Source organism: Leifsonia sp. McL0607 (assembly GCF_049993355.1).
In the GTDB taxonomy this organism is placed as follows: Bacteria; Actinomycetota; Actinomycetes; order Actinomycetales; family Microbacteriaceae; genus Leifsonia.
Map to the genome: position 1 here is coordinate 162680 of NZ_CP188253.1, position 14977 is coordinate 177656.

14 protein-coding genes are annotated in these 14977 nt (G+C 68.3%); 5 read left to right on the forward strand and 9 right to left on the reverse strand.

From position 1 onward, the window contains the following. Positions 1-4 precede the first annotated feature (4 nt). The 4 genes from ACPPVW_RS00735 to ACPPVW_RS00750 are packed head-to-tail and all read right to left on the reverse strand — an operon-like array spanning position 5 to position 3245. Complete coding sequence (locus tag ACPPVW_RS00735) at positions 5-886, reverse strand: amino acid ABC transporter permease (protein ID WP_426624658.1); 882 nt, start codon at positions 884-886, stop codon at positions 5-7. Beyond that, a complete protein-coding gene (locus tag ACPPVW_RS00740) occupies positions 883-1530 on the reverse strand; it encodes an amino acid ABC transporter permease (protein WP_426624659.1) in 648 nt (215 codons plus the stop codon). Before ACPPVW_RS00740 ends, ACPPVW_RS00735 begins: the two co-directional genes overlap by 4 nt. A 15-nt stretch (positions 1531-1545) precedes the next feature. After that, a complete protein-coding gene (locus ACPPVW_RS00745) occupies positions 1546-2433 on the reverse strand; it encodes a glutamate ABC transporter substrate-binding protein (RefSeq protein ID WP_426624660.1) in 888 nt (295 codons plus the stop codon). A gap of 32 nt (positions 2434-2465) precedes the next feature. Beyond that, the gene (locus ACPPVW_RS00750) at positions 2466-3245 is read right to left on the reverse strand and encodes an amino acid ABC transporter ATP-binding protein (protein ID WP_426624661.1); all 780 of its coding nucleotides are present in this window, start codon (positions 3243-3245) and stop codon (positions 2466-2468) included. A gap of 216 nt (positions 3246-3461) precedes the next feature. Between ACPPVW_RS00750 and ACPPVW_RS00755 the strand changes: the two genes are divergently transcribed. From ACPPVW_RS00755 to ACPPVW_RS00770, 4 genes are all read left to right on the forward strand, one after another. Next, the gene (locus tag ACPPVW_RS00755) at positions 3462-5015 is read left to right on the forward strand and encodes an MDR family MFS transporter (protein ID WP_426624662.1); all 1554 of its coding nucleotides are present in this window, start codon (positions 3462-3464) and stop codon (positions 5013-5015) included. Between the two features lie 127 nt (positions 5016-5142). Next, entirely contained in the window at positions 5143-5712 is a 570-nt protein-coding gene (locus ACPPVW_RS00760; RefSeq protein WP_426624663.1) for a peroxidase-related enzyme, read from the forward strand. Next, positions 5709-6071, forward strand: a complete 363-nt coding sequence (locus ACPPVW_RS00765) for a hypothetical protein (protein WP_426624664.1) — start codon at positions 5709-5711, stop codon at positions 6069-6071. The genes ACPPVW_RS00760 and ACPPVW_RS00765 overlap by 4 nt, the downstream gene beginning before the upstream one ends. 12 nt (positions 6072-6083) lie before the next feature. Continuing rightward, the gene (locus ACPPVW_RS00770) at positions 6084-6437 is read left to right on the forward strand and encodes a DUF488 domain-containing protein (RefSeq protein ID WP_426624665.1); all 354 of its coding nucleotides are present in this window, start codon (positions 6084-6086) and stop codon (positions 6435-6437) included. Positions 6438-6473: 36 nt separating this feature from the next. On the opposite strand, the gene aceB is transcribed toward ACPPVW_RS00770, so the two are convergent. Both aceB and aceA read right to left on the reverse strand, forming a co-directional pair. Next, positions 6474-8144 (reverse strand): malate synthase A, encoded by a 1671-nt coding sequence (gene aceB, locus ACPPVW_RS00775; RefSeq protein ID WP_426624666.1) that lies wholly within the window; start codon positions 8142-8144, stop codon positions 6474-6476. Positions 8145-8182: 38 nt separating this feature from the next. Further along, positions 8183-9526, reverse strand: a complete 1344-nt coding sequence (gene aceA, locus ACPPVW_RS00780) for an isocitrate lyase (RefSeq protein ID WP_426624667.1) — start codon at positions 9524-9526, stop codon at positions 8183-8185. A gap of 132 nt (positions 9527-9658) precedes the next feature. On the opposite strand from aceA, the gene ACPPVW_RS00785 reads away from it, so the two are divergent. Next, on the forward strand, positions 9659-11131 hold the full coding sequence (locus ACPPVW_RS00785) for a helix-turn-helix domain-containing protein (protein WP_426624668.1): 1473 nt from the start codon (positions 9659-9661) through the stop codon (positions 11129-11131). Positions 11132-11201: 70 nt separating this feature from the next. Here the strand turns inward: ACPPVW_RS00785 and ACPPVW_RS00790 are convergent, their stop codons facing one another. Genes ACPPVW_RS00790 through ACPPVW_RS00800 form a run of 3 tightly spaced genes read right to left on the reverse strand, consistent with a single transcriptional unit; the run spans position 11202 to position 14969 of the window. Then, complete coding sequence (locus ACPPVW_RS00790) at positions 11202-13130, reverse strand: cellulase family glycosylhydrolase (RefSeq protein ID WP_426624669.1); 1929 nt, start codon at positions 13128-13130, stop codon at positions 11202-11204. A 23-nt stretch (positions 13131-13153) separates the two neighbouring features. After that, positions 13154-13993: a carbohydrate ABC transporter permease gene (locus ACPPVW_RS00795; protein ID WP_426624670.1), complete on the reverse strand. Its 840-nt coding sequence runs from the start codon at positions 13991-13993 to the stop codon at positions 13154-13156. Then, the gene (locus ACPPVW_RS00800) at positions 13986-14969 is read right to left on the reverse strand and encodes a carbohydrate ABC transporter permease (protein ID WP_426624671.1); all 984 of its coding nucleotides are present in this window, start codon (positions 14967-14969) and stop codon (positions 13986-13988) included. The genes ACPPVW_RS00795 and ACPPVW_RS00800 overlap by 8 nt, the downstream gene beginning before the upstream one ends. Positions 14970-14977: the final 8 nt, after the last annotated feature.

A 14977-nucleotide genomic window follows, 5' to 3' on the forward strand; every position in this document is an offset into this window, starting at 1 on the left:
GCGCTCAGCGGGCCGCGTCCTCCCGATCAGCGTCATCGTGCTGCGATGACACCGCGACTCGGGTGCCGGGCCGAGTGCGCCTCGTTCCCTTCAGCCGACGCTCGACGAGTTTCGACGCGCCGGACAGCACCAGGCAGAGCCCGATGTAGACAGTGCCGACGACGATGGTCGCCGGGATCAAGGGGGCGCCGTACTGGAAGTTCGAGCCGAGATACTTCGCGTAGTAGAGCAGCTCCTGATAGGTCACGATGAATCCGAGCGCCGTGTCTTTCAGGATGACCACGAACTGGGCGAGAATCACCGGGAGCATCGCTCGTGTGGCCTGCGGCAGGAGGATCTGCCAGAGGACGTGGCCCCGCCGCATGCCGAGCGCCTCCGCGGCCTCACGTTGACCACGCGGCACTGACTGCACGCCGGTGCGGAAGACCTCGGCGAGCACCGCGCCGTTGTAGAGCGTCAGTCCGGTGACGACGGCGATCAGCGGTGTGATGAAGGTGACGCCCAACGGAGGAAGCCCGTAGTAGACGATCATCATCAGGATGAGAAGAGGCACCGCGCGGAACAGCTCGACGACGACCGTGCACGTCACCCGCAGCCACGATCGGGCGGATAACCGCCCGATCGCGAGCAGAAGTCCGAGCGCCAGCGACAGGACCGCGCCGTAGGCGAAGGCGAGAAGGGTAGAACCCAGCGCCTGCAGGATGCTCCTCTGCACGAGAGGGAATCCGAACACCCGCCACTTGTCGGACGAGAACTGGCCTGTCACGGCGAATCGCCACACGATGAAGGCGAGCACACCCACGACGAGCACCGCGGCGACCACGCCGAGCAGCGTGTTGCGTCGGCGCGCGCGCGGACCGGGCGCATCGAACAGGACCGCGCTCATCGTGCGATGCTCCAGTTGCGCTCGGCCGTTCGCTGAAGGAGCGACAACAGCATCACGAGCACGACGAACCCGCAGGCCACCCAGAGCATGACGGGCAGCGCGGGCTCACCCCGTTCGGAGAGCGTGGCGCGGATCGCACCGGCTTCGGCCACGGAGAACCCCGCGGCGATCGTGGTGTTCTTCAGCAATGCGATCAGAACGGAGACTATCGGAGGCGACACGGCGCGCAGTGCCTGCGGCAGGATGACGCTCGACATCGACTGGCCGAAGCTGAGCCCGAGCGCACGCGCGGCCTCGGCCTGACCGGCGGGGACGGTGTTCACACCCGCGCGAACGACTTCGGCCACATAGCTCGCCGTGTAGAGACCGAGCGCGACGACCGCGAGCGAGAAGTAGTCCAGGTCGGGCAGCCCGAGCTTCGGGTATCCGAAGACGAAAAAGAACATCAACAGGGTGAGCGGGGTGTTGCGCACGAGCGTTACATACGCGACGCTCGTCGCGCGGAGGACACCGATAGGTGAGACACGCATCGCGCCAAGCGACAGCCCGACCGCGATCGACACCAGCGTTGCGCACAGGAACAGCAGAACCGTTGTCCCGAATCCGTTCAGGAAGACGTCGCTGTTGCCGAGAAGCACGTCCATGGTCGTCGTCGCCGGTCAGCTGTAGTCGTCGACCGGAGGCTGGCTGATCGTCGTGCCCGACTTGCCGAGCGTCGCTTCATAGATCGCCTTCCACTGCGCACCGCCGTCCGTCAGGGTCGCGTTGATGAAGTGCCGCAGAGCCGCGTCCTCTTTCGCGACTCCGATGCCGTACTTCTCGACGCTGAACGGCTCGCCGACGACTGCGAGCTCGTCGGGGCGTTGCGCGGCGTATCCGATCAGGATGGCCTGATCGGTGGTCACGGCGTCCGCCTTGCCGTCGAGCATCGCGGTGACGCACTGAGAATACGTGTCGAACTCCGTCGTGCGGGTGTCGGGGAAGTTCTGCTTGATGTTCTGGACGGGCGTGGAACCGGTCGCCGAGCAAACGGTCTTGCCTGCCAGGTCGGCCTCGCTCGAGATGCCTTTCTCACCCTTCACGACCAGCAGTCCCTGACCGGTGACGAGGTACGGTCCGGCGAAGCCGATCTGCTCTTTGCGCTTGTCGGTGATCGAGTAGGTCCCGACGTAGAAGTCGATGTCGTCGTTGACGATCGCCGCCTCACGGTTGGCACTGGGGATCGCCCTGTACTGGACCTGGCTGTCATCGAATCCGAGCGATGCGGCGATCCAGCGCGCGACTTCGATGTCGAACCCGCTCCGTTTCCCCGTGGCGGCGTCGAGGTAGCCGAGCCCGGGCTGATCCTCTTTCACGCCGATCCTCACGGTGCCGGCCTTCTTCGCCGCGTCGTAGGTGGGGCTGCCGACGAGGTCGACGTTCTTCACGACGGTGTACGTCAGCCCGGACTCGCTCGACGCCTCCCCTGTCGTGTCGGCGGAGCACGCGCTGAGGGACAGGGCCGCGAGTGCGACAAGGGTCGGAGCGAGGAGGTGGCGTTTCTTCATCGTGGTCTTTCCGGGATCGTCTTTCGGGATCGTCAGTGAGTGAGGAGGTTGGAGAGGAACTCGCGCGCGCGATCGGTCTTGGGCGCGTCGAAGAACTCGCCGGGAGGCGCTTGCTCGACGATCTTCCCGTCGGCCATGAAGACCACGTGGTCCGCTGCCCGTCGGGCGAATCCCATCTCGTGCGTGACCACGATCATCGTCATGCCGTCGCGGGCCAGTCCGACCATGACATCCAGAACCTCGGTGATCATCTCGGGGTCGAGCGCGGAGGTGGGCTCATCGAAGAGCATGAGCTTCGGCTCCATGGCCAGGGCGCGGGCGATCGCCACGCGCTGCTGCTGGCCGCCGGAGAGTTGAGCGGGGTATTTGTGGGCCTGGCTCGCGACTCCGACGCGGTCGAGAAGCTGAAGGGCCCGTTCCTCGGCCACCGCCTTCGGCAGCCGCCGCACCTTCCGCGGCGCGAGCGTGACATTCTGGAGGATGGTCTTGTGGGCGAACAGGTTGAACGACTGGAACACCATTCCGGCATCGGACCGAAGCTCTGCAAGGGCGCGGCCCTCTGCGGGCAACGGAATGCCATCGATCGTGATCTGGCCTCCGTCGATCGTTTCGAGTCGATTGATGGCGCGGCAGAGCGTCGACTTGCCCGAACCACTCGGACCGATGACGATGACGACCTCACCTCGGTCCACTCTGAGATCGATGGCCTGCAGCACATGCTGGTCGCCGTAGTACTTGTCGACCCGCTCGAGGACCACGAGCGGGTCGCCGCGATGAACCGAGGATGGCGAAGTGGGTGGGCTCGACGTCATCGGAGTCCTAACTGCCGTCGCTGGAGTGCAAGAGGGCCGCGCCGATCGCCGGAGGCGCCCGCGCTGGGACGAGACTAACCGACTTGTATTGGCAGATCAAAGACGTAACATTGCTTGCAATCTTATCGCTCCGTGGCCGCGCTGGCCACAGGAGGGTCCGCGTCCGCATTCCGCGGACAGTGAACCGATGCCCTGTTCACCTGCACGAAACCCACGATGTCGGAGGCACTGGCTAGTGTTGGGCGAGTGACTGAGAAGACCTCACCTGCGCCCGTTTCCGACGCACTCGATCAGTCCCGGGAGGACGACACCGAGCCGGGCTCCGGTTCCGCACGGCCGCGCATCGCACCGCGCGACCAGCGCGTGATCTGGCTGCTGCTGGCCGCAACGTTCGTCGTGATCCTCAACGAGACGATCATGAGCGTCGCCATCCCGCGGCTCATGGACGACCTCCACGTCGACGCGCTCGCCGCGCAATGGCTCTCCACGGCGTTCATGCTCACGATGGCGGTCGTCATCCCGATGACCGGCTTCCTGCTGCAGCGCTTCACGACACGGCAGGTCTTCGTCGCCGCCATGTCGCTGTTCTCGCTCGGTACGCTCGTGGCCGCGCTCGCCCCCGGGTTCGGGGTGCTCGTCGCCGCCCGCGTCATCCAGGCGTGTGGGACCGCGATCATGCTGCCGCTGCTGATGACCACACTGATGACCCTCGTGCCACCCGCGCTCCGCGGTCGCACCATGGGCAACGTCTCGATCGTGATCTCGGTCGCCCCGGCGGTCGGCCCGACCATCTCCGGCATCGTCCTCAACTTCCTGGCCTGGCGCTGGATCTTCCTGATCGTCCTCCCTATCGCGCTGGTGATGCTGCTCATCGGCATCCGCTTCGTCGAGAACGTGACCGAGGCCCAGAAGAGCCGCATCGACGTGCTCTCGGTGATCCTCGCGGCCTTCGGCTTCGGCGGCCTGGTCTACGGGCTGACAGTGAGCGGCGAGTCCGGAGCGGCCGCCGCCGGCAACGAGCTCCTGCTCTGGGGATCGCTCGCCGTGGGCGTCGTCTCGCTGGCGGCGTTCATCACGCGGCAGCTCCTCCTGCAGCGCAGAGACCGCGCCCTGCTCGACCTGCGCACCTTCCGCAGCCCGATCTTCACGGTCGCGATCGTGCTGATGGCGACCACGACGGCCTCCCTGTTCGGGGTGATCATCGTCCTGCCGCTGTACTTGCAGCACGTGCTGCACCTGGATGTGCTCGGCACGGGCCTCTTGCTGCTGCCGGGTGGTCTGGTGATGGGCCTCGCCGCGCCGTTCGTCGGGCGGCTCTACGACCGATACGGTCCGCGCGTGCTCGTCGTGCCCGGCGCCATTCTGGTCAGCCTCGTGATGTGGTCGCTCACGATGGTGACCGAGACGACTCCGGGCTACCTGGTGCTCATCGCCCACATCACGATGTGCCTCGGGCTCGCGCTCATGTTCACGCCGCTGTTCACCGCTGGGCTCGGCGCGGTGCCGCCGCACCTGTACTCGCACGGCAGCGCCATCCTCGGCACGATCCAGCAGGTCGGTGGGGCCGCGGGAACCGCCCTCCTCGTGGCGGTGCTCTCGGCGCAGGCGGCTGCTCTCGCAGCAGGCGGCGCGACGCTCGATGCCGCGACCGCGGGCGGCATCCGCATGGCATTCCTCGCGGCGGCCATCATCTCGCTCTTCGGGGTCGTCGGTTCGTTCTTCATCTCGAAGCCGGCCGACGCGCCGTCGGACGTGGCGTTCGCGCACTGACACCGAACAAAAGGGGATCACCAACGGAGCCCGACGGCACCGCGACGGCATTCCGGACGCCGAGCCCTCTGGCACTCGCCGCCGCGCGGTGGCACGATGAGTCGCGCACGATGCGAGGAGGCAACCGATGGCCATCATCCAGACCGTCGACCCCGGTGAGGCGACCGGAGCCGTTGCGGAGATCTATGCGAAAGACGAGCGCGACCTCGGCTACGTGGCCGAATACACGCGCGTGATGGCCGCCAATCCGGAGGCCTACCAGGCGTGGGAGCAGTTGATCCGTGCCATCGTGTCGCAGCTCGGCGTTCGCCGCTATGAGCTCGTGACCCTGGCTGCCGCCGAGGGCACGCACTCCCAGCACTGCCGGCTCGCGCACGGCCGCAAAACGCTCGCCGTCATGGACGTCGACACCGTGGAGGCAGTCGCGCGCGACTACCGCAACGCCGGCCTCAGCGACGCGGAGGTCGCGATGATGGAGTACGCCGAGCGCATCAGCACCGACGCCGCCTCCATGACGGAAGCCGACTCGCTTCGGCTGCGGGAGCTCGGGTTCACCGATCGCGAGATCGTCGACATCACGCTCGCGGCCGCCGCCCGCAATTACTTCAGCCGCGCCATCCAGGCTCTCGGCGTCTCGGTCGAAGTGCCTCCGGGACTCAGCGACAGCCTTCGCAGCGCGCTACTGGCGCCACTGTGAGCGGCACCGAAGAGGTCCAGCCGGTGGACCCCCAGCCGATCGAACGCAGCATCGTGCAGGACGTGATGCTCGCCAATCCGCGCCCGGTGGGTCGCATCCAGACCCGCCGCATCACGATGCAGCCGAATGTGGCGGGCGGCCTGCACCTCCACAACGGCCCGGTCGTCGGCTCGATCGAACGCGGCTCGGCGATCTACCAGATCGAGGGAGGCGCCGAGCGCACGCTCGAGGTCGGCGACACCTTCTACGAAGAGGAAGGCACCAGGATCTCCCGGTTCGACGCAGGCCCGGACGGCGTCGTGTTCCTCGCCCATTTCCCCGTGGCCACGCACGAGGAGCCGACCCTCACGATGCTCTAGGAGGCGCACACGGTGTTCGTCGTCAAACGCGTCTATGACGAGCCCGCCGTCGAAGACGGCTTCCGCGTGCTCGTCGACCGGCTCTGGCCGCGCGGGCTCACGAAAGAGAAGGCGAAGGTCGACCTGTGGCTCAAGGACCTCGCTCCGTCGACGGAGCTGCGGCGCTGGTTCCACCACGAGGCTCCTCTGTTCGACGAGTTCACGGCACGCTACGAGGCGGAGCTCGATGCGAACCCGGGCCCCGTCGAACAGCTGAGGGAGCTCGCTCGGACGCATCCGATGGTCACGCTGCTGGTCGGGGCGCGCGACCCCGAACTGAATCAGGGGGTGGTGCTCGAGAGGTATCTCAAGCACCACCCCCGGTGACGGCAACCACAGCCGTCGGCGTCCGCCGCGCCCGGTTCAGACGGCCGGCGCCAGCTCGCAGTCTTCGTCCGCCCGGGGCTCCTCGGCCTGCGGCTCGTCCACGAGGAACCAGGTGTACGCCGGGATCGTCAGGAACGTCGGGAAATCCTCCGCGAGCGACACCTCGCACAGCAACTCGGCGGCGTCGTCGAAGCGGTCGTCCACTCCGGCGGCGCGCGCCGCGGCCGCGAGGCGGCTGCGCTCCGCTTCCACGACCCCGGCGACGAGCTCCCGGTCGACCTTCGTCCCCTCGTCGGTGACGACGCGGTTCTCGATCCACTGGCGCAGCAGCGAGCGGGAGATCTCGGCGGTCGCGGCGTCCTCCATGAGCCCGTCGATCGCGACAGCCCCCGTGCCGCGCAGCCAGGCCTCGATGTACCGCACGGCGACCGAGACGTTCGACTGGACTCCGGCGTCGGTCACCGTGCCGCCCGCCGAGCCGATGTCCAGGAGGTCGTCCGCGGTGACCTGCACGTCTCCGCGCAGCCGTGCGAGCTGGTTCGGGCGGTCGCCGAGAACGGCGTCGAACTCGGCGAGCGCCGTCGGGATGAGGTCGGGATGCGCGACCCAGGTGCCGTCGAAGCCGTCGCCTGCCTCCCGGCGCTTGTCGTCGGCGACCTGCGCGAGGGCGCGCTCGGTGGCCTCCGCGTCGCGCCGGTCGGGGATGAAAGCGCTCATCCCGCCGATCGCGTGCGCGCCGCGCTTGTGGCACGTCGCCACCAGCAGCTCGGTGTAGGCGCGCATGAACGGGACGGTCATCGTGATCCCGCGGCGGTCGCCGAACGCGAAGCGCCGCCCGCGGCCGAGGAAGGTCTTGATGATCGAGAAGATGTAGTCCCAGCGCCCGGCGTTCAGGCCCGCGCAGTGGTCGCGCAGCTCGTAGAGGATCTCCTCCATCTCGAACGCGGCCGGGATGGTCTCGATGAGGACCGTGGCCCGCACCGTGCCGACCGGCATCCCGATGCGCTGCTGGGCGAAGACGAAGATGTCGTTCCACAGCCGCGCCTCCAGGTGCGACTCCAGCTTCGGGAGGTAGAAGTACGGACCGCGGCCCGACGCGACCAGCTCCGCCGCGTTGTGCCAGAAGTACAGCCCGAAGTCCGTGAGGGAGGCGCTCGCCGGCGCGGTGCGGCCGGCCCGGTCGGTGACGGCGAGATGCTTCTCGACCAGATGCCAGCCCCGCGGGCGCATCACGATCGTGGGCGTGTGCTGGTGCGGCGTGGTGACACGGTAGTCCTTCCCCTCCGCACTGGTGAAGGCGAGACGACCGCGGACGGCGTCGTGCAAGGCGCGCTGACCGCCGACGATGTTCTCCCAGGTCGGGCTCGTGGCGTCTTCCAGGTCGGCGAGCCAGACCCGCGCACCCGAGTTGAGGGCGTTGATCGCCATCTTCGGGTCGGTCGGGCCCGTGATCTCCACGCGTCGGTCCTCCAGGCCGGGTCCCGCGCCGGCGACCCGCCAGGTCGGGTCCTCGCGGACGGCGTCGGTCGTACTGAGGAACTTCGGGTCGCGGCCGTTGCCGGCCTCCGACCGGCGTCGGTGGCGCTCCAGCAGGAGCTCCTGGCGGTGGGCGGCGAACGCCTGGTGCAGGTGGTCGACGAAGGCGAGGGCCTCCGGGGTCAGGATGTCGTCTGCCCCGTCGACGCGGGGCCCGGTGATCTCGATCATGGTCGTGTCCTTGTCTCTCGGTCCGCGGCGGGCGCGGATCAGAACTGGCGCTGTTCGGTGGAACCGACCAGGGCGAGAGTTGCGCTGTCGGGGTTGAGCGCGGCCTGGATGCGGTCGAAGTAGCCGGTGCCGACCTCCCGCTGGTGGCGGGTTGCGGTGTAACCGGAGCTCTCGGAGGCGAATTCGGCCTCCTGGAGGTCCACGTACGCGCTCATCTGCCGGTCGGCGTAGTCCTTGGCGAGCGTGAACATGGAGTGGTTGAGGGCGTGGAAGCCCGCGAGGGTGATGAACTGGAACGCGTAGCCCATCGCGGCGAGCTCGCGCTGGAAGCGGGCGATCGTCTCGTCGTCGAGGTGCTGGCGCCAGTTGAACGACGGCGAGCAGTTGTAGGCCAGCTTCTTGCCGGGGTACTCGGCGTGCACGGCCTCGGCGAACCGGCGAGCGAGCTCCAGGTCGGGTTCGGCCGACTCCACCCACAGGAGGTCGGCGTACGGCGCGTAGGCGAGGCCGCGCGCGATGACAGGCTCGATGCCGTTCCGCACCTCGTAGAAGCCTTCCGCGGTGCGGGCGCGGGTGAGGAACGGGCGGTCGCGCTCGTCGTGGTCGCTCGTGAGCAGCGTCGCCGCGAGCGAGTCGGTGCGGGCGATGACGATGGTCGGCACGTCGGCCACATCGGCTGCGAGCCGGGCGGCGTTCAGCGTGCGGATGTGCTGACCGGTCGGAATGAGCACCTTGCCGCCCATGTGACCGCACTTCTTCTCGCTCGCCAGCTGGTCCTCCCAGTGGACGCCCGCGGCTCCCGCCTGGATCATCCCGTGCATCAGCTCGTAGGCGTTGAGCGGGCCTCCGAACCCGGCCTCGGCGTCGGCGACGATCGGCGCCATCCAGTCGGCGACGGGGCCGTCAGCGCCCTCGACCTGGCCGGCGCGCAGCAGCGCGTTGTTGATGCGGCGCACCACGGCCGGGACCGAGTTCGCCGGGTACAGGCTCTGGTCGGGGTAGGTCTGGCCCGACAGGTTCGCGTCGGCGGCGACCTGCCAGCCGGAGAGGTAGATGGCCTCGAGGCCGGCCCGCACTTGCTGCACCGCCTGGTTGCCGGTGAGGGCGCCGAGCGCAGCCACCCACGTCGCGTCGGCTCCGGTGCCGTCGCGCTGGATGAGCTCCCACAGCCGCTCGGCGCCGCGCCGGGCGAGCGTCTGCTCCTCGCGGACAGGGCCGCGGAGCGCCACGACGTCTTCGGCGGTGTAATCGCGGCGGATGCCGGACCAGCGCGGGTCGGCATCCCACTCGAGCCGGAGTTCGGCAGCGGTCTGCGTGGTGTCGCCGGGATGCCCTGCCGTTCCAGGACGCCCCGCCGTTCCAGACAGCTCATCGGTGTTCATGGGAACCTCCATCGGTCGGATCGGATGACACGATCGTGCCTGCCCCGCTCCACCGGCGGACCAGATCCGTCTGCAGAAATTCCCGAGTTCTTCTGTTTGCCAGAACTCCGGTCGAGTGTCACGATGGCCTGCATGACCGACACCGCTGTCACGGTCGACGACGAGGCGACCGTGACCGACGCACTCACTCTCGGCCGCCGCGTGCGCGCCTACCGGCTCGAGAAGGCGATGACCCTGGAGGCCCTGGCCGCGGCGATCGACCGCGCCCCCTCGCAAGTCTCGGCGATCGAGAACGGCAACCGCGAGCCGCGACTCGCTCAGCTGCGCGCCATCGCCGCAGCGCTGGGTGTCAGCGTGGACGACCTCCTCGCCCCTGACGCGCCCGACGAGCGCGCGGCCCTCGAGATCGCCGTCGAGCGCGCCCAGCGCGGCCCGGTGTTCGCCGCGCTCGGCATCGATCCGGTGCGGGTGTCGAAGTCGGTTCCCGATCCGACGCTGCGGGCGATCCTCGCCCTCCACCAGGAGGTCGGGAGGCTGCACCGCGAGCGGGCCGCGACCCCGGAGGAGGCGCGCCGCGCCAATGCGGAGCTGCGGGCGACGATGCGGGCGCGCGACAACTACTTCGCCGACCTGGAGGCCATCGCGGCCGACCTGCTCGGCGCCGTCGGGCACACCGGCGGCCCGGTCTCGCACCAGACCGTCGCCGACATGGCCGACCACCTCGGGTTCTCGCTGCACTACGTCGGCGACCTGCCGCACTCCACCCGGTCGGTGACCGACAAGCGCAACGGCCGCATCTACCTGCCGACCGAGCAGTCGGCCTCCCGCGACTCCCGCTCCCCGATCCTGCAGGCGTTCGCCTCCCAGCTGCTGGGGCACGACGAGCCGCGAAATTACGCCGAGTTTCTGCGACAGCGGGTGGAGACCAACTATCTGACCGCGGCCCTGCTCCTGCCCGAGAAGGACGCGGTGGCGTTCCTGACCGAGGCCAAGAACTTCCGGCGCATCTCGATGGAGGACCTCCGCGACGCCTTCGCGGTGTCGTACGAGACGGCCTGCCACCGGTTCACCAACCTCGTGACCGCGCGGCTCGGCATCCCGGTGCACTTCATGAAGGTGCACGAGTCGGGCACGATCATCAAGGCCTACGAGAACGACTCCGTCGCGTTCCCGTCCGACGCGCTGGGCGCCATCGAGGGTACGCCGGTCTGCCGCAGCTGGACCGCGCGGACGGTCTTCGACGTCGCCGACCGGTTCAGCCCCTACTACCAGTACACGGACACCCCGCGCGGAACGTTCTGGTGCACCTCCCGCATCGAGAAGGCGAAGGAGGGTGACTACTCGGTGAGCGTCGGCGTGCCGTTCGCCCACGTCAAGTGGTTCCGAGGGCGCGAGACGACGCACCGCGCCGTGTCGCGCTGCCCGGACGAGTCGTGCTGCCGCCGCCCCTCTGGCGCCCTGGCGGAGCGTTGGGAGGGTATGGCGTGGCCTGCCGCGCGGACGCCCACCTCACTGCTCGCGGCGCTGCCCACCGGGACGTTCCCCGGCGTGGACTCGACCGAGGTCTACGACTTCCTCGAGCGCCACGCGCCCGCAGCCTCCTGACGGGTCATCGAGGGGCACCCAAATGCCCCTAACCGCGAGTTTTAGGGGCGTTTGCGTGCCCCTCGACGGATCAGTCGAGGACGAGCTCGCGGACGGCGACGCCGTAGGGGTCGAGCGTGAGTTGCGGCGCGGGCTCGCCCTTCAGCGTGCGCAACTCCCCGGCGACCTGCGGTCGCACCGTGATCGGTGACGCGTGCTGCGAGACGAACACCACGAACCGGCGGCCGTCGTCGTGCACCAGGGTGTCCGCGAACACGCGAGGGTCGTCGAGGCGCACGTCGCGCTCCACGTCGGCCAGATCGGCCAGAGCCGTGTACAGCTTCCAGGTGTCCTCCGGGTTCACGCGCGCCCGAGCGGACGCGAAGAACTCGATCGGGTAGGTGCACAGCACGGCCCGTCCCGCCCCGTGCTCCTTCACGACGATCGCGGGGCGGCCGTGGGCGTCCACGGCCACGACGGTGCCGGAGGTCGCCCGTACCGGAAGGAAGGTCCGGCCGTTCTCGTTCCCCGCCGCCGGGAACGACAGCGTCGTGCCGGCCGTCAGACCGGCGAAGTCGTGCACGAAGCGCAGGGTGGCGACCTCCTCGGCGACCGGCTCCGCCAGGCCGTAGGAACTGGCCATCCGGACGCCGAAGAGCGCCTCGGTGTTGGTCCACCACGGTCCGCGCTGTACAGCGCTGTCGCCGTGGGAGTACGACGCGTACACCGTCGCACCGCCCCGGGCGAGCTCCTCCAGCTGCAGCCAGGAGGTCGCGCAGAGCTGCTTGACCGACGGCAGCAGGTAGAGGCCGTACCCCGCCGGGACCCCGCCGTCCTCCCGCTCGCGGACCACCGCGACCGGGATGTGCGCCTCGTGCGCGGCGAGATACGACTGCTCGCCGGTGACCACGATGTGGGCGCGCTCGTCCTCCTGCGTGAACGGATAGTCGGCCTCCAGATGCGACGGCACCACGATGGCGGCGTCAACCGGAGTGCGCTCCACATTCGGGAGGTCGATCGCGGCGAGGTCGGCGGCGAATCGGGCGAGCTCGCGCAGCGGCGGCTTGGGGGCGCCGGTGCGATCGGTGATGCCGAAGTGCATCTCGAACGGGTGATGCGAGTACGGGCGCTGATCGGCCAGGTCGTCGTAGTCGGTGTTGTTCCAGGCGATCCATCCGGTCGCGCCCGCGAGCAGGGTCGTGTAGAGCAGCTGCCGGTAGTACGACGCGGCGCCCTCGTCGGAGACGAAGTCGCTGGTCAGACCGAACTCCTCCATGACCACCGGGAGGCCGCCGACTCCCGCCAGCTCGGCGATGTACGCCGCCTTCAGGTGCTGCCGGGTCTGGTCGGTCTCCATGCGGTAGACGTGCGGGCCCACGAAGTCGGTGTGCCGCGCGAGGTCGCGCACCGAGAAGCCGTTGTCGTGACCGGTGGTCTCGATGCCCCACGCGCCGTCGCCGACCGAGACCGGCTGAGTGCCGCCGCCCGCCCGCACGGCGTCGACCAGCAGCGACGCCCAGGCGTCGACGATCGGGCGCGGCGCCTCACCGCCGTAGATCGGCATCTCGTTCGTCAGGAGCCACCCGGCGACCGCGGGATGCGCGGCGAACCGCGCGGTGAGCTCCCGCACGTACCAGGCCTGGCGACCGACGAACCAGACGTCGCTGTAGAGGTCGCGGCCCTCCCGCCAGGACGGGTCCCAGTTCTCGCCCGACATGTGCCCGACCAGGAAGGTCGGCACGGTCGTCATCCCCGTCTCGGAGTGCGCGTCGAGGAAGTCGGCGAAATTGGCCAGGCACTGCTCGTCGAGCGTGTCCGGCGTGGGGTGGAAGTCGGGCCAGTAGAAAAACGAGCGGGTCATGTTCAGGCCGTGGTCGGCGAGGACGCGCAGTTCTTCGCGGATGACCGCGGGGTCGTAGCGCTTCCACATGAGCGGGCCTCCGGTGCGCGACCAGAAGTTCGCTCCGAGCCAGACCACGGGTGCGTCGCCGACTGCGAGCACAGGGGATGGACGATCCATGCTTCCTTCCGGGTTCCGCGATGTCACTTGACCGCCCCGGCGGTCAGGCCGGCGACGAAGTTGCGCTGCAGCAGCAGGAACGCGACCACGATCGGAACCGACACCACGAGGGAGGCCGCCATGATCTGGTTCCAGTAGACGTTGGTCTGCGTCGAATAGAGCTGCAGACCGACCGCGAGCGTCCGGTTCGCGTCCGTCGTCATCACGGATGCGAAGAGCACCTCGCCCCAACTGGTCATGAAGGAGTAGATCGCGACGGCGATCAGACCCGGTCGGGCCGCGGGCAGCACGACATGCCAGAGCGCGCCCATCGGCCCGGAGCCGTCGACCTTCGCGGCCTCGTCCAGCTCGCGCGGGATGCCGTCGAAGTAGCCGGCGAGCATCCAGATCGAGAACGGCAGCACGAACGTGAAGTACGTGATGATGAGGCCCCATCTGGTGCCGACGAGCTGAATGCCGGTCGCCTGGTTGAGGTTCACGAAGATCAGGAAGAGCGGCAGCAGGAAGAGGACGCCGGGGAACATCTGCGTGGAGAGCACGGTCGTCGTGAACACATTGCGGCCCTTGAAGCGGTAGCGCGACACGGCGTACGCCGCGAAGACCGCAATCACCAGGCTGATGAGCGTCGCCGCGCTCGACACGATGAGGCTGTTGACGAAGTACGACGCCAGCGGGACGGTCGACCACATGTCGATGAAGGGCTGGAAGGTGATCGTCTGCGGCCACCAGGAGAACGCGCCCTGCACCTCCGACAGCGGCTTGATCGACGACGTCACCATCACGTAGAGCGGAACGACGGTGAAGATCGTCAGAAATGCGACGACGACCCAGCGGAAGACGTGTGAAGATCGGGTCTCACGCATTGCGGTTCCTCCGGTTGACGAAGATCAGGTAGACGCCGGTGACCAGCAGCAGGAACAGCAGCAGGAGCACGCTCATGGCAGCTCCGGAGCCGAAGTTCCAGGTCAGGAACGACGCGTTGTAGATGTGGAACGAGATGAGGTCGCCAGCCGCCGGCTGTGCCGTGCTCCCGAAGAGCACGTACGGCGTGTTGAAGTCGTTGAACGTCCACAGGAACATCACGAGCAGCAGCACCGAGTTCACCGGGCGCAGCATCGGCAGGGTGATCGCGTGCCACTGCCGGAACGGCTTGGCCCCGTCGACGGCCGACGCCTCGTACACCTCGGACGGGACGGACTGGAGACCCGCCATCAGCATGAGGAAGGCGAACGGCCACAGCCTCCAGATGGCGACGATGACGATCGCCCAGAACGCGTTGCCGCCGATCAGCCAGAACGGCTTGTCGCCGGAGATCCCCAGGTTGTCGTAGAGGAAGTGGTTGATCGCGCCCGTGTCCTTCTGGAACATGAACTTCCACGTGATGATGCCGGCATAGAGCGGCAGCGCGTAGGGCACGAGGAACAGGGTGCGGAAGAGCGCGCGGCCCCGGAAGCGGCCCTGCAGCGCGACCGCCGCGGCCATCCCGAGCACCCAGGAGAGCCCGACCACCAGGATGGTGAAGCCGACCGTCACGAAGAACGAATGCAGGAGGCCGGCGCCCACCGAGCCGTTGAAATCGAGTGCGACCTGATAGTTCTTCAGGCCGACGAACGGCGCCTCGCTCCAGTTCGCGATGAAGAACTTGGTGAGCTGCAGGAAGCTGATCCAGATGCCCGTGAGCATCGGGACGACGTGGATGAAAAGCTCGAACACGATCGCGGGTGCGAGCAGGAGGAACGGGAGCCACCACCCCTTGGGGCGCTTCCGTTTCGGTGCGGGCGGAGCCGGAGCCGGTTTCTGCGCGGCCGCCGGTCCGCGGACGTCTGTCGTCGTTGACATGGGTCTCC